Origin of the sequence: Shigella sonnei (assembly GCF_002950395.1) — a bacterium.
GTDB lineage: Bacteria > Pseudomonadota > Gammaproteobacteria > Enterobacterales > Enterobacteriaceae > ECMA0423.
The window spans coordinates 641,130-654,986 of sequence record NZ_CP026802.1 but is presented as its reverse complement, the minus strand read 5'-3'; the positions used below and the strand labels follow the sequence as shown (position 1 = coordinate 654,986).

General features: G+C 49.3%; 9 protein-coding genes and 6 pseudogenes. 5 read left to right on the top strand and 10 right to left on the bottom strand.

The window, feature by feature from the left end; translation table 11 throughout:
- Positions 1-9: 9 nt before the first annotated feature.
- Positions 10-729, bottom strand: a complete 720-nt coding sequence (gene btsR, locus C1P89_RS03405) for a two-component system response regulator BtsR (RefSeq protein WP_000598641.1) — start codon at positions 727-729, stop codon at positions 10-12.
- Positions 726-2,411 carry a two-component regulatory system sensor histidine kinase BtsS gene (gene btsS / locus C1P89_RS03400; protein WP_005136804.1) on the bottom strand — a complete coding sequence of 562 codons (1,686 nt, stop codon included), beginning with the start codon at positions 2,409-2,411 and terminating at the stop codon, positions 726-728. The genes btsR and btsS overlap by 4 nt, the downstream gene beginning before the upstream one ends.
- Positions 2,412-2,632: 221 nt before the next feature.
- On the opposite strand from btsS, the pseudogene C1P89_RS26390 reads away from it, so the two are divergent.
- Positions 2,633-2,698: pseudogene (locus C1P89_RS26390) on the top strand (hypothetical protein); the annotation flags it as partial.
- A 227-nt stretch (positions 2,699-2,925) separates the two neighbouring features.
- Positions 2,926-3,174 carry a DinI-like family protein gene (locus C1P89_RS03390; protein ID WP_001261937.1) on the top strand — a complete coding sequence of 83 codons (249 nt, stop codon included), beginning with the start codon at positions 2,926-2,928 and terminating at the stop codon, positions 3,172-3,174.
- 10 nt (positions 3,175-3,184) lie between these two features.
- On the opposite strand, the gene C1P89_RS03385 is transcribed toward C1P89_RS03390, so the two are convergent.
- From C1P89_RS03385 to C1P89_RS03370, 3 genes and pseudogenes are all read right to left on the bottom strand, one after another.
- Positions 3,185-3,882, bottom strand: a protein-coding gene (locus tag C1P89_RS03385) for an IS1-like element IS1A family transposase (RefSeq protein ID WP_094096600.1) whose coding sequence is annotated in 2 segments (ribosomal slippage) — positions 3,185-3,633 and positions 3,633-3,882 — 699 coding nt in all. Because the reading frame shifts where the segments join, the coding sequence is not laid out codon by codon here.
- A 449-nt stretch (positions 3,883-4,331) separates the two neighbouring features.
- A pseudogene (locus C1P89_RS03375) lies at positions 4,332-5,458 on the bottom strand (IS110-like element ISSso6 family transposase).
- 126 nt (positions 5,459-5,584) lie between these two features.
- On the bottom strand, positions 5,585-5,854 hold the full coding sequence (locus C1P89_RS03370) for a tail fiber assembly protein (RefSeq protein ID WP_000937487.1): 270 nt from the start codon (positions 5,852-5,854) through the stop codon (positions 5,585-5,587).
- Between the two features lie 56 nt (positions 5,855-5,910).
- Between C1P89_RS03370 and C1P89_RS03365 the strand changes: the two genes are divergently transcribed.
- Together C1P89_RS03365 and ipaHe are read left to right on the top strand one after the other, a co-directional pair.
- Positions 5,911-6,579 (top strand): class I SAM-dependent methyltransferase, encoded by a 669-nt coding sequence (locus tag C1P89_RS03365; protein ID WP_000239881.1) that lies wholly within the window; start codon positions 5,911-5,913, stop codon positions 6,577-6,579.
- A gap of 315 nt (positions 6,580-6,894) precedes the next feature.
- Entirely contained in the window at positions 6,895-8,538 is a 1,644-nt protein-coding gene (ipaHe, locus tag C1P89_RS03360; RefSeq protein ID WP_005136793.1) for a T3SS effector E3 ubiquitin-protein ligase IpaHe, read from the top strand.
- A gap of 178 nt (positions 8,539-8,716) precedes the next feature.
- Here the strand turns inward: ipaHe and C1P89_RS03350 are convergent.
- From C1P89_RS03350 to C1P89_RS03325, 5 genes and pseudogenes are all read right to left on the bottom strand, one after another.
- Positions 8,717-9,340, bottom strand: a pseudogene (locus tag C1P89_RS03350) (DUF4376 domain-containing protein).
- A pseudogene (locus tag C1P89_RS03345) lies at positions 9,291-9,683 on the bottom strand (phage tail protein); the annotation flags it as partial. The pseudogenes C1P89_RS03350 and C1P89_RS03345, both read right to left, overlap by 50 nt.
- 95 nt (positions 9,684-9,778) lie before the next feature.
- Entirely contained in the window at positions 9,779-10,534 is a 756-nt protein-coding gene (istB, locus tag C1P89_RS03335; protein WP_001282649.1) for an IS21-like element ISSso4 family helper ATPase IstB, read from the bottom strand.
- A gap of 16 nt (positions 10,535-10,550) precedes the next feature.
- Entirely contained in the window at positions 10,551-12,086 is a 1,536-nt protein-coding gene (gene istA / locus C1P89_RS03330) for an IS21-like element ISSso4 family transposase (protein WP_000447022.1), read from the bottom strand.
- Between the two features lie 232 nt (positions 12,087-12,318).
- Positions 12,319-12,636, bottom strand: a pseudogene (locus C1P89_RS03325) (hypothetical protein); the annotation flags it as partial.
- A 61-nt stretch (positions 12,637-12,697) separates the two neighbouring features.
- On the opposite strand from C1P89_RS03325, the pseudogene C1P89_RS03320 reads away from it, so the two are divergent.
- Positions 12,698-13,855: pseudogene (locus C1P89_RS03320) on the top strand (IS3-like element IS600 family transposase).
- Positions 13,856-13,857: the final 2 nt, after the last annotated feature.

The window sequence follows — 13,857 nt, the reverse complement described above, 5'->3', positions numbered from 1 at the left end:
AGCAGTCTTTTACAGGCCAATCGCCTCTTTTAAGCTTTTCAGATAACGGCGGCTGACCGGCACGGTTAAGCCATTACGCAAAATCAACTCGGCCTGGCCGTTATCTTCCAGACGAATCTCCTGTAAATGCGCGAGGTTAACCAGATACTGACGATGGCAGCGCAGTAGTGGTGTACGACTTTCCAGGGTACGTAATGTCAATTCGGTAAAGCCCTCTTTCCCTTCGTGGCTGGTAACGTAGACACCGCTCATCCGACTGCTGACAAATGCCACATCTTTCATTTGCAGCAAATAAATCCGACTATGCCCCGTACAAGGGATAAATTTCAGCGCCTGTTGATTTTCCGGTAACAGCGAAACATCCTGCTTGCTGCGCTCCTGACGCAATCGCGCCAGCGTTTTCTCCAGTCGCGCTTCATCAATTGGCTTCAGCAGATAATCAAAGGCATGTTCTTCAAAGGCTTTAATAGCGTATTCGTCAAACGCAGTGAGAAAAACAATATACGGGCGATGTTCCGGGTCAAGCATCCCCACCATTTCCAGACCACTGATGCGCGGCATCTGGATATCGAGAAACAGCACATCCGGGCGCAGTTTATGCACCGCGCCGATCCCTTCCACGGCGTTTGAACACTCTCCAACGATTTCAATATCGCTCTGCTCCTGCAAAAATACACGCAGGTTCTCCCGTGCTAACGGTTCATCATCGACAATTAAGACTTTAATCATGCCTCGTCCCTCCATGGTAGTCGTAACGTTATTCGGGTGTAACTATCAGGCTCACAGGCGACGCTTATTCCATAGTCATCGCCAAACCGTTCACGTAAACGCTTATCCACCAGATTCATCCCCAGCCCACTGGCATTGGTTACCGGTTGATACAAACCGGCATTGTCTTCGATCTCCAGCATCAAATGTTGCCCCTCACGTCGGGCGCTGATTGCCACTCGCCCTGTATCCAGCAGTTGTGATGTCCCATGTTTAATGGCGTTTTCCACTATCGGTTGCAGGGTAAACGCGGGCAATTGCTGCTGGGATAATTCTTGCGGAATAGCAATGTTGACCTGCAACCGCGACTGGAAGCGCGCCTTTTCAATTTGCAGATAAGCGTTCACATGTTCAATTTCGTCGGCGAGAGTAACAAACTCCGAAGGCCGCTTTAAGTTTTTGCGGAAAAAAGTGGAAAGATACTGCACCAGCTGGCTGGCCTGTTCGCTGTCGCGGCGGATCACCGCTTTAATGGTGTTAAGCGCATTAAACAAAAAATGAGGATTCACCTGGGCGTGAAGCAGTTTGATTTCTGACTGGGTGAGCATCGCTTTTTGCCGCTCATATTGCCCGGCAAGAATCTGCGCCGAAAGCAGTTGCGCAATCCCCTCGCCCAGCGTGCGGTTTATTGAACTGAATAAACGGTTTTTGGCTTCATACAATTTGATGGTGCCCATCACGCGCTGATTTTCGCCACGCAACGGAATTACCAGCGTCGACCCCAGTTTGCATTGCGGATGCAAAGAGCAACGATAAGGTACTTCGTTGCCATCAGCGTAGACCACTTCACCGGTTTCAATCGCTTTTAAGGTGTAAGGCGAAGAAATCGGTTTGCCAGGTAAATGGTGGTCGTCACCAATTCCGGTAAAGGCCAGCAATTTCTCTCGATCGGTAATCGCGACTGCACCAATATCCAGCTCCTGATACAGCACCTGAGCCACTTTCATGCTGTTCACTTCGTTAAACCCCTGTCGCAAAATGCCTTCCGTCGAGGCTGCCACTTTCAGCGCAGTGGCAGAAAAAGCCGAAGTGTATTTTTCAAACATCGCGCGTTTATCGAGCAATATACGCATAAACAGCGCCGCGCCGACGGTATTGGTGACCATCATTGGCGCAGCAATATTACTCACCAGACGCACCGCATCTTCATAAGGTCGGGCGATCGCCAGGATGATCAGCATTTGCACCATTTCAGCGACGAACGTGACGGCACCGGCGGTAATGGGGTTAAAGACTTTATCAGTGCGCCCGCGACGGATCAGGATGCTGTGTACCAGGCCGCCGAGCAATCCTTCAACGATGGTTGAGATCATGCAACTTAGCGCGGTCATGCCCCCCATCGAATATCGATGTAAGCCGCCGGTCAGACCAACCAGCCCACCGACGACCGGACCGCCGAGTAAGCCGCCCATTACCGCGCCTATCGCACGGGTATTGGCAATAGAATCGTCAATGTGCAACCCAAACCAGGTGCCCATGATGCAGAAGATGGAAAAGACGATGTAGCAGAGAAATTTATGCGGCAGACGAACCGTGACCTGCATTAACGGTATGAATAATGGCGTTTTACTCATTAACCACGCAATGACTAAAAAAACGCACATCTGCTGAAGCAGCAGCAACACCAGATTAAAATCGTACATACCCGCAAACCACACTTCCCTTTAAAACGCGTAACATACATTGCCTGCGTTTAACTTTCTTTGAACTCTTGCAGAAAAATGAGAATTCGTGAGTACGATCACTCAAAATCGCCTGGCAAAAATAAAATCACCCTATAGATGCACAAAAAACGGGCAAAACTACCTGGTTCGCAAAACTGCGTCTAAAGTTAAACCGGGACCTCGCGAGCAAGGGTGAGACGATGGCGCTTTACACAATTGGTGAAGTGGCGTTGCTTTGTGATATTAACCCTGTCACGTTACGCGCGTGACGCAACATTTTTAAAAATCGACGAAGATCGTCCAGGAGCGCCGTTTTTCAAGGGTTGGATAGATGATTCGTTTACCATGTCGACGAACTTCGACGAATTTCGCCGATAAAAAGTGTCCCATACATGCCCCATTGATGCCCCATAAACAATATCAGGAATTGACACTGGTTATCCATACAGATAAAAATAACACCTGTACATAACCACAGTTACAGGAGGGTGTTATGCGTGTTGAGATCTGTATCGCTAAAGAAAAAATCACTAAAATGCCAAACGGTGCTGTGGATGCGTTAAAGGAAGAATTAACCCGACGCATCAGTAAACGTTATGACGATGTAGAGGTGATCGTAAAAGCCACCAGCAACGATGGCCTTTCTGTTACACGCACCGCAGATAAGGATTCTGCAAAAACATTTGTTCAGGAGACTCTGAAAGATACCTGGGAGTCTGCTGACGAGTGGTTTGTTCGGTAATGACTCCAACTTATTGATAGTGTTTTATGTTCAGATAATGCCCGATGACTTTGTCATGCAGCTCCACCGATTTTGAGAACGACAGCGACTTCCGTCCCAGCCGTGCCAGGTGCTGCCTCAGATTCAGGTTATGCCGCTCAATTCGCTGCGTATATCGCTTGCTGATTACGTGCAGCTTTCCCTTCAGGCGGGATTCATACAGCGGCCAGCCATCCGTCATCCATATCACCACGTCAAAGGGTGACAGCAGGCTCATAAGACGCCCCAGCGTCGCCATAGTGCGTTCACCGAATACGTGCGCAACAACCGTCTTCCGGAGACTGTCATACGCGTAAAACAGCCAGCGCTGGCGCGATTTAGCCCCGACATAGCCCCACTGTTCGTCCATTTCCGCGCAGACGATGACGTCACTGCCCGGCTGTATGCGCGAGGTTACCGACTGCGGCCTGAGTTTTTTAAGTGACGTAAAATCGTGTTGAGGCCAACGCCCATAATGCGTGCAGTTGCCCGGCATCCAACGCCATTCATGGCCATATCAATGATTTTCTGGTGCGTACCGGGTTGAGAAGCGGTGTAAGTGAACTGCAGTTGCCATGTTTTACGGCAGTGAGAGCAGAGATAGCGCTGATGTCCGGCAGTGCTTTTGCCGTTACGCACCACCCCGTCAGTAGCTGAACAGGAGGGACAGCTGATAGAAACAGAAGCCACTGGAGCACCTCAAAAACACCATCATACACTAAATCAGTAAGTTGGCAGCATCACCGTTTGTTCACTAATAAACACGTAAAATCGGTAACGGCTGGAAATCATTCAATACTCGCACTATCGAAAGTTTACCAGCCAACCGCAGCACGTCCTGCATACGTCGTGTCTGCGGTTTTTCTTTTTCGCTGATATGACTTTCCGTGTCAAACCGGAATCTCTAATTTTGACGATTTTCTTTTTAGGTTTAATTCCCTGAGGGCGACGTAGCAGTAAATCCGACGGTGAATCACGCTGATATTCGCGGGTTGGATACCGCATTACAGAGGTCCGTCATATGAGCCTGCCACTTTCTTACGTCGCGAATCAGCTTTGTTCCGCCGTCGCCAAGCGCTAACGTGCGTTACTCTTGTACCGGGCTACGTCGCCTTCAGGGAACTGGTTATTCTCATTTTTTATTTGTGACATTGTGGTTGTTGTGCGACAGACATTGCTATTCGGCCCATATCCCAGATAAAACCCGCCAGCTCACGTGCAACAGCAACAATTGTAATATTGACATTCTTTCCTTTGGCCTGAAGTTTTCGATACCTCTTACAAAGCCTGAGTTGAGCATCCCATGCTCTGTCAATGACGGGCGGGGTAAATTTTCCTGCCTTTTTTGTATTGCCGGACTGATGCGTGCCGGATGACGGTAACTCCACGCTGCCTCGACCAATAGCTTTCTGGCATAGCTGTTTCCGGCTTTGGTAATGCTGCCCTGATGTCTGCTTCCACCCGATGAATATTCTGATGGCGTGATACCAAACCATGACATCAGTTGTCGTGGATGTTCAAAACGGGTCAGATCACCCAGTTCAGAAATTAATCCAACCGCAGTAATAAACTGAATCCCTCGCATGGCTTGCAGCGCCTCTACTACCGGATACAGCCTCCATTCGGTAACGGCCTCCTTCAGGGCGGATTCCAGCCGTTCACATTGTGCCTGCCGATCTTCTATTGTACGACGGTGTTCGTCAAAAGCTAATTGTCGCCAGGGACTTTCGAATGAGTATTTGCTGAGCCAGCGTCGGTGTGCAGGGCCCCAATCTGCTCGCCCGACATAATGGACCCCATGAACCAGAAGAAACGATTTCAGACGTTGCCTTGCATGCCGTAAATCATCGCGGGCAGATGCCCATGCCCGGGCCAAATCCCGGAATGCCTCATCTTCAATGCCGGGTACGTAGACAGCAGAAAGATCTCCTGCACGCAGTGAACGCACAAGTCTGATGGCATCACGGCGATCGGTTTTAACCCGCTCCCCCGGTTTTTTCGGGATAAGTGAGGGGGCGCAGACCATGCAGTCAAAACCGGATTTCACCAGCCGACGATAAAGTCCATAACCACAGGGCCCCGCTTCATAAACGATACTGACCTGCGATGACTTTGACCTGAGACGTTTACAAAGATTCTGAATATCAGTAGGTGATGTGCCAATTTTACCCATCAGTTCAACAGGTTCTGAATTGATAGCATAAGCGACAGTAATCGATTCTTTGTGAACATCTAACCCGACGTACAATGTGTTATTGTTGTTCATGCTGGCCTCCGTGGTGGAAATACCGGGGTGTAGCAACAGCTCACCCATGCGGCTCTGACAACGATGTTAACCCGCGTTAAATATCCCACGTTGGCCAGCATCTGTCTCACGGAAAGTCATACTGCCTTACATTGTGTCTGGTTCTTCCGGCCACTCAATATCAGGTGCAGTTGATGTATCAACACGGTTCAGCAACACCCGATACTTCTTCCAGGCTTCCAGCAACGAGTTTTCTTCCTCCGTTGCGATCTCCAGATCTACAGCATCCTGAAGTGGCGCAATATGCTCACTGAATTCCTGGATGTAGAACTGTGTGGTGACGGTCTTCCAGCCATTCGGCTCCTGCTGTATCGAAGCATACCAGGCTATTTCAATATCGCTATGCTGCGGCAGCATTTAACCCCTTGTAATTCATCGCCATAATTGATTTAATTCACAAATAAAACTATAATATGGTGAAATTAATGAAAAAAAACACAGATGATGGGGCTAAAATTTACACACCACTTACCCTAAAGCTTTATGACTGGTGGGTTTTGGGAGTATCAAATCGGCTTGCATGGGGATGTCCTACAAAGGAACACCTTCTTCCACACTTTCTGGAACATTTAGGTAACAACCATCTGGATATTGGTGTTGGAACTGGGTTTTACCTTACTCACGTACCTGAGAGTAGTCTGATATCTTTAATGGATTTGAACGAAGCTAGCCTGAACGCGGCATCTACAAGGGCTGGGGAATCAAAAATTAAACATAAAATTAGCCATGATGTTTTTGAACCTTATCCCGCGGCGTTACATGGTCAATTTGATTCCATTTCCATGTTTTACCTTCTTCACTGCCTGCCTGGAAATATATCTACAAAAAGCTGTGTAATACGCAATGCGGCGCAGGCCTTAACTGATGATGGAACTCTATACGGAGCCACAATTCTTGGCGATGGAGTTGTGCACAATAGCTTCGGTCAAAAACTGATGCGCATTTACAATCAGAAAGGCATCTTTTCAAACACAAAAGATTCCGAAGAAGGCTTAACACATATACTCTCAGAGCATTTCGAGAATGTTAAAACCAAGGTTCAAGGTACTGTAGTAATGTTTTCCGCTTCAGGGAAAAAATAGCATCCAACCGCAGCACGTTCTTGCTTAAGACGTGCTACGGTTTCCTTTACGATTTGGGGTTGCGACTTTACCTCTATTGATAATGCATTCCGGCAGAACGTTCAAATATGAACGTACGATATTTAACTAACCGAAAAACAAAATATAGCACAGGCGAGACATTTACCATCTAAGAAAATAGTATCGTTTTTTTACAGTTAAATCAACATCTCTTCCTTAAAATGAAAACAATAAATTTCAATCCTGAAACATTTTATTTCAGCTTATTATTTCCCAGTATCACATTTTATCAGAATATCCTTCTGCGAGGTTATTATGCTTCCTGTAAATAATCCCCCCCTATCCACTGGAAACGTCTCTTTTTACAGAACTACATCAATCGACAATGTTCACAATAATTATCTCTCCGAATGGGTTGAATGGACTAAAAACAGCATTTCCGGAGAAAACAGGGAAACTGCTTTTACCCGGCTCCAATTATGTCTGGAGAACAGTGAAACATCGTTGGACTTATCTTGTTTAGGTCTCAGATCTCTACCACGATTGCCTGACAATCTTGATGAAATTAATGTAAGCAATAACCAACTATCAATGCTCCCCGAGCTACCAAGGGCATTGAAAGAGCTGAATGCAAGCAGTAATCAATTATCTGCACTTCCTGAATTACCAGTGTCGCTGGAATATATAAATGTGAGTGATAACCATTTGTTCGCACTTCCTGAATTACCTGCGTCACTAGAATATATTAATGTAAGTGACAATCACCTGTCTGTACTTCCGAGGTTACCAATGTCATTGGAATTACTTGATGCAGCCAGAAATGCTTTGGAAGTAATACCAGATTTTCCAGAAAGAGATGATCATATTATAAGAATATTCTGGCTTAATCAGAACCGGATCACGGCAATTCCGGAAAGCATACTTGGCCTCAGTTCTGATAGCGTTGTCAATCTTAGAGAAAATCAACTATCTCCCAGAATAATGCAAACTTTGTTACAACAAACCGCCCAACCGGACTACCACGGCCCACGGATTTACTTCTCCATGAGTGACGGACAACAGAATACACTCCATCGCCCCCTGGCTGATGCCGTGACAGCATGGTTCCCGGAAAACAAACAATCTGATGTATCACAGATATGGCATGCTTTTGAACATGAAGAGCACGCCAACACCTTTTCCGCGTTCCTTGACCGCCTTTCCGATACCGTCTCTGCACGCAATACCTCCGGATTCCGTGAACAGGTCGCTGCATGGCTGGAAAAACTCAGTGCCTCTGCGGAGCTTCGACAGCAGTCTTTCGCTGTTGCTGCTGATGCCACTGAGAGCTGTGAGGACCGTGTCGCGCTCACATGGAACAATCTCCGGAAAACCCTCCTGGTCCATCAGGCATCTGAAGGCCTTTTCGATAATGATACCGGCGCTCTGCTCTCCCTGGGCAGGGAAATGTTCCGCCTCGAAATTCTGGAGGACATTGCCCGGGATAAAGTCAGAACTCTCCATTTTGTGGATGAGATAGAAGTCTACCTGGCCTTCCAGACCATGCTCGCAGAGAAACTTCAGCTCTCCACTGCCGTGAAGGAAATGCGTTTCTATGGCGTGTCGGGAGTGACAGCAAATGACCTCCGCACTGCCGAAGCCATGGTCAGAAGCCGTGAAGAGAATGAATTTACGGACTGGTTCTCCCTCTGGGGACCATGGCATGCTGTACTGAAGCGTACGGAAGCTGACCGCTGGGCGCTGGCAGAAGAGCAGAAATATGAGATGCTGGAGAATGAGTACCCTCAGAGGGTGGCTGACCGGCTGAAAGCATCAGGTCTGAGCGGTGATGCGGATGCGGAGAGGGAAGCCGGTGCACAGGTGATGCGTGAGACTGAACAGCAGATTTACCGTCAGCTGACTGACGAGGTACTGGCCCTGCGATTGTCTGAAAACGGCTCACAACTGCACCATTCATAATCACATCGCATAAACCACAGACCGGACTGACTCCGGAAAAACAGAGGCCCGCCCCGGGCCTCCCCGGATTCATCCGTTTCTCTGTTCAGCCTGACCGCACACCCCGGCGGCCGGATGACAGACTCCGCCTCGGTAAGCAAAGCGGTCTTCTGTGATTCCGCCAGTTGCGGCTTATTCATTACTTAACGTCAAACGCCCGAATTGAAGCCAAATCATCCAGACTGCTCAGCTCCTCTTTCATTTCACGCTGACGGCGATAAATCTCGTCATTGCGTTCAACAACAGCCTGCACCATTGCTGCCGCCAGTTCTTCCAGTTCCGGCATCGACAGTTTCACCTACTGATTATCGGCATCACCCCACGCCATATGCGTTTGTGCTGTGACAGATTTTGCCAGCATGACTACCGGGGACAGGCGGCCCAGTGAGTTGGGGCCAGCATTCCAGATACGACCGTTCCATTCAAACGTGAACGGCTTCGCCTCCTGTTCTGTGCGCCATGCTTCAATTTCCTGACGTCTGGCCTCTCTGGCCGCTTCCAGCATTTCTGGTGTCACAGTGAATGGGGCTATCTCACCCCATTTGCCACTTTGCAGTTCCTGCCAGATTCGCTGACCCGTCGGTGCGACATCATCAGCGGTGGCTGTGTAGGGGACTGCCTGGTCCCTGTCGTCAAAAAAAACGTCACAGTCTACTGCGCCACTTTCGGTATAACGGGGATTAATGATTTTTTTAATTTCCACGGTGCATTCCTCACGATGTGCGAATAAAAAGCCCGGGCATTGCGCCAGAGACATGAGCATCCGGCACCCCGGACAGGGCGCTATATGACCCCGGTAATGAATGCTCTGAACATCCCGTAATGAAAAATTGTGGGGATGCTATATACGTTCCGGTGGGAGTACTGGGCACTGAAATCCCCACCGGTCCCAGTCGTGAGCCTCTGTATGACTGCCCCCTGACAAGTCTGATGACTTTATCACCGTCAGCTTCTCCCTGGTACGCAGCAATAATCAGCCCGCCAATGTCAGGGTCTCCCCATCTGTTGCAGACAGAGCTCGCCACGATTCTGTAAATAATATCTTCTGTGGTTATATTTATTTTCACCCAGCCAGTCAGTCTGGATATGGGCCAGTAGCAGTTGCGTATTCCGCTCTATTCGATCACGGATTGGCATCGAAGTTCGATCAGCGATTCGCATCCATTCGATCAACCGGGAACTTAACTTTTTCTACCGCTTTTTAACTCGTTTTTTCGCTGCTTTCCACTGTAGGGGGATTTTTCCTCAGGGACTCTCCCTGAAGGACCACTCTGTGTGAGTTATGTACCAGTCTGTCCAGGATGGCATCTGCTGTTGTTGGGTTCTCCATCAGACCATGCCATTTATCTACCGGGAACTGGCTTACCACTATCGTGCTGCTTTGTCCGTAACGATCCTCTGTGATCTCCAGAAGGTCATTACACTGGGCGTTACTTAACTGTTCCAGCCCCAGATCGTCCAGGATTAGAACCTGTATTTTTTGCAACTGTTTCAGATATTTCAGCCAACTGCCATCAACACGTCCCTGAGCCAACTGTTCCAGTAATCGCCCGGTTCTACAGTACCGGACGCTGTATTTCTGTCGACATGCCTGTTCGCCCAGCGCATTGGCTATCCAGCTCTTACCGCATCCTGTCGGACCGGTTATCAGTAGGTTTTTCCTGTGGATTATGTAGTGGCCGTTCAGCAGTTCCCTCATCTGTTCAGCCCGCAGACCTCTTGAGGCCGGATAACGCAGCCCTTCCGGTGTTGCCTGATATTTCAGGCAGGCATTTTTTCTCAACCGTGCCACACGACTGTTTTCTCTGCTCAGAAGCTCGTCATCAACCAGCAGTGTCAGCCTTTCCTCGAACGACAGTTCGTCGTAAGTCTGAGGCGTTTCCCGTTGCCGTATCAGGCTCCCGGCCATCGCCGGGAGTTTCAGTTGGGTCAGTTTGTTTAACAGATTATCACTCATACGGTTGTTCCTTCTGTCAGTGGTAGTAGCCAGGACCACGCAGGTTTTCATGCTCTGAAGCATATGCCGGATGTTGTTCGCCCTGGCGGGATAACGGAAGCTCAACGTTATCCCGATGATGACGCAGCAGATTGTCGATAAAGCGTCTGTCCGGGGCGTTATAGTGCAGGGCAACGTAACAGGCCTTTTCCAGCCGTTCCGGGCCGTATTTTTTCTGAAGTGCCAGCAGACCCAGGACTGCACGGTAAGCCAGCTCCGGATGGGGTTTGGCTTTCAGCATGGATTCAACCACCCGGCCTGTGGACGGACCTGTACGGTTTCCCTGCTCGATAAGGCGTTCCGGTGTCCATGTCCCATGCCGCCGGTGGCGTTCTGGCATGTGAAGCGGATTGGTTGTGTGTTTATATTCATGTGTGCTGCGCGGATGTTGCGCCACACACTGCCCCTTGTGCCAGAGCTGTACCACCGACTGCCCCACCTTCAGTGACAGACGCTGACCGACCAGTTCGTGTGGAACGGAGTACCAGTGACGGGCATATTCAACGTGGTAGTCAGGGCCAACCTTCACGGCTTTGTATTCCGTGTATTCATAAGGCTCCAGAGGCAGCGGAGAGAGTGCTGGTGCATCCAGCATGCGGAAGCGTTCTGCGCGGGTTTGATTACCGTATCCCTTCATTGGTCGGTTATTCATGTCCGTCAGCAACTCCCGAAGGCGTGCATTCAGCGCCCTGAGCGTGTGGAAGGTTTCATTACGGATGCGGGCAAGAAGCCATCGCTCGACGATGAGGACGCCGTTTTCTGCTTTTGGTTTATCTTTAGGTTTGCGCGGGCGGGCCGGGATAATAACCGTGCCATAGTGCTCAGCCAGCGCCTGATAACTGTCGTTGATGACAGGCTCATAGCGATCGGCTTTTTTCACTGCGCTTCTGAGGTTATCGGGGATGAGCAGCTTCGGTACGCCGCCCAGGAAGGTCAGGCAACGGCTGTGGGCATTTAACCATGACATCATGTCCTGACCTTCGCACGCTTCAACATAGGTATAGTTGGACGCCCCCATTACAGCCACGAAGATTGCCACGCGGCGTATCTCTCCGGTGTCCGGATTAATAACAGGGACCGTAGGACCACAGAAGTCGATAAAGAGCTTTTCGCCAGCACGATGCTCCTGTCGCATGGAGAGGCGTCGCGTTTTTTTCCACTTCCGGTAGCAACGGCAGAAGTGTGAGTATCCCATCGCTTTGTCACCCGCCTGTGCCTTGTATTCCATCCACAACAGTTGGCGCGTCACGCCAGGTTTTCTCATTTCCGTATCGAAGTACAGCATGTCAGGCATAACAAGCTCTGACGCAGAGGTGTCTTTGGGCGGGAAAATGAGTTTCTCCAGCGTGTCATGGGATATATCCGCAGGTAATGGCCATGACAGAGAAGAGGCTTTGAAGCGGGCAAGAACCTCAAAAACGGTTGAGGCGCTGATGTGTAACGTCAGTCCGATACAACGGTTAGTCAGCTTCTTATCGAACTTGAGCTGAAGGATCTTAAAACAAGTTTCCATAGTGCTCCTGGATTTTCTCTTTTTGGACATTGACGTCTCCACTGGTTTAAACACGGCAATGGAGACTGTGGTGAAAAGAGTTAATTCCCGGAGTGACTGGCGAATTCCAATCAATGATCGGAAGTATGCCAAATCGTGATCGATTGTGATGCCAAACTGTGATCGGAGATGGATGCCAAATCATGATCGATTCGAATGCCAAACTGCGATCGATTCAGATGCCATTTTGCAAGCAGTAGCGGGTGTGATAAATGGGGCCGTTAATGCCGTAAAAAGTAAGGGATTTGGCTCTGTACCTCGGTTCTGTTGTCTCAGGGCGTGCATCAGTCCACCGGATGCTGAGCACCCCTTCAAACCGTGTGTCGGGTATGATGATGTCGTAGGGGCCAGCAACGGAATATTCACCTGGCAGCGCATTCCTTACCCAGGCCAGGAAATCACTCTTAGTGTCAAAACGGATAACATCTTCAGGCAGAAAAGCACACCCAAAGCCGAATGCGCCGGGTATCGCCAGACGGCCTTTTGTCCGGTCGTAAATGTCGCTCTGTGAGGTAGCCTGAGTTTAACGGACACTCCTTCCTGAAATAGAATGGCATCAGAAGGAGCTAATAATGAGCAGAAAAACCCAACGTTACTCTAAAGAGTTCAAAGCCGAAGCTGTCAGAACGGTTCTTGAAAATCAACTTTCGATCAGTGAAGGCGCTTCCCGATTATCTCTTCCTGAAGGCACTTTAGGACAATGGGTTACCGCCGCCAGAAAAGGGCTCGGTACTCCTGGTTCCCGCACGGTGGCTGAACTGGAATCTGAAATTCTGCAACTGCGTAAGGCGTTAAATGAAGCTCGCCTTGAGCGAGATATATTAAAAAAAGCAACAGCGTATTTTGCACAGGAGTCGCTGAAAAATACGCGTTAATCGAACAATGGCGACAACAATTTCCCATTGAAGCGATGTGTCAGGTATTTGGTGTATCCAGGAGCGGTTATTACAACTGGGTACAGCATGAACCCTCAGACAGAAAACAAAGTGATGAGCGGCTAAAACTGGAGATTAAGGTGGCACATATCCGCACTCGCGAAACATATGGAACCCGGCGGCTCCAGACGGAGCTGGCAGAGAATGGCATCATCGTTGGTCGTGACCGACTGGCACGTCTTCGTAAGGAGCTAAGGCTACGCTGTAAGCAGAAACGCAAGTTCAGAGCGACTACGAACTCGAACCACAATCTGCCAGTTGCGCCAAATCTGCTGAACCAGACGTTCGCTCCTACAGCACCAAATCAGGTCTGGGTGGCGGACCTGACGTATGTTGCCACACAGGAGGGATGGTTGTACCTCGCTGGCATCAAAGATGTTTATACGTGCGAAATTGTCGGCTACGCCATGGGAGAGCGCATGACAAAAGAGCTGACAGGTAAAGCCCTGTTTATGGCGCTCAGGAGCCAGCGCCCACCTGCCGGGCTAATCCACCACTCTGATCGAGGTTCACAGTACTGCGCATACGATTACCGGGTCATACAGGAGCAGTCTGGTCTGAAAACATCAATGTCGCGTAAAGGTAACTGTTACGACAACGCTCCGATGGAAAGCTTCTGGGGAACGCTGAAAAATGAGAGCCTGAGCCACTATCGTTTTAATAACCGGGATGAAGCCATCTCAGTAATACGGGAATACATTGAGATTTTCTACAATCGTCAGCGTCGTCACTCTCGTCTGGGGAATATCTCCCCGGCAGCCTTCAGGGGAAAAATATCATCAGATGGCTGCTTAAAA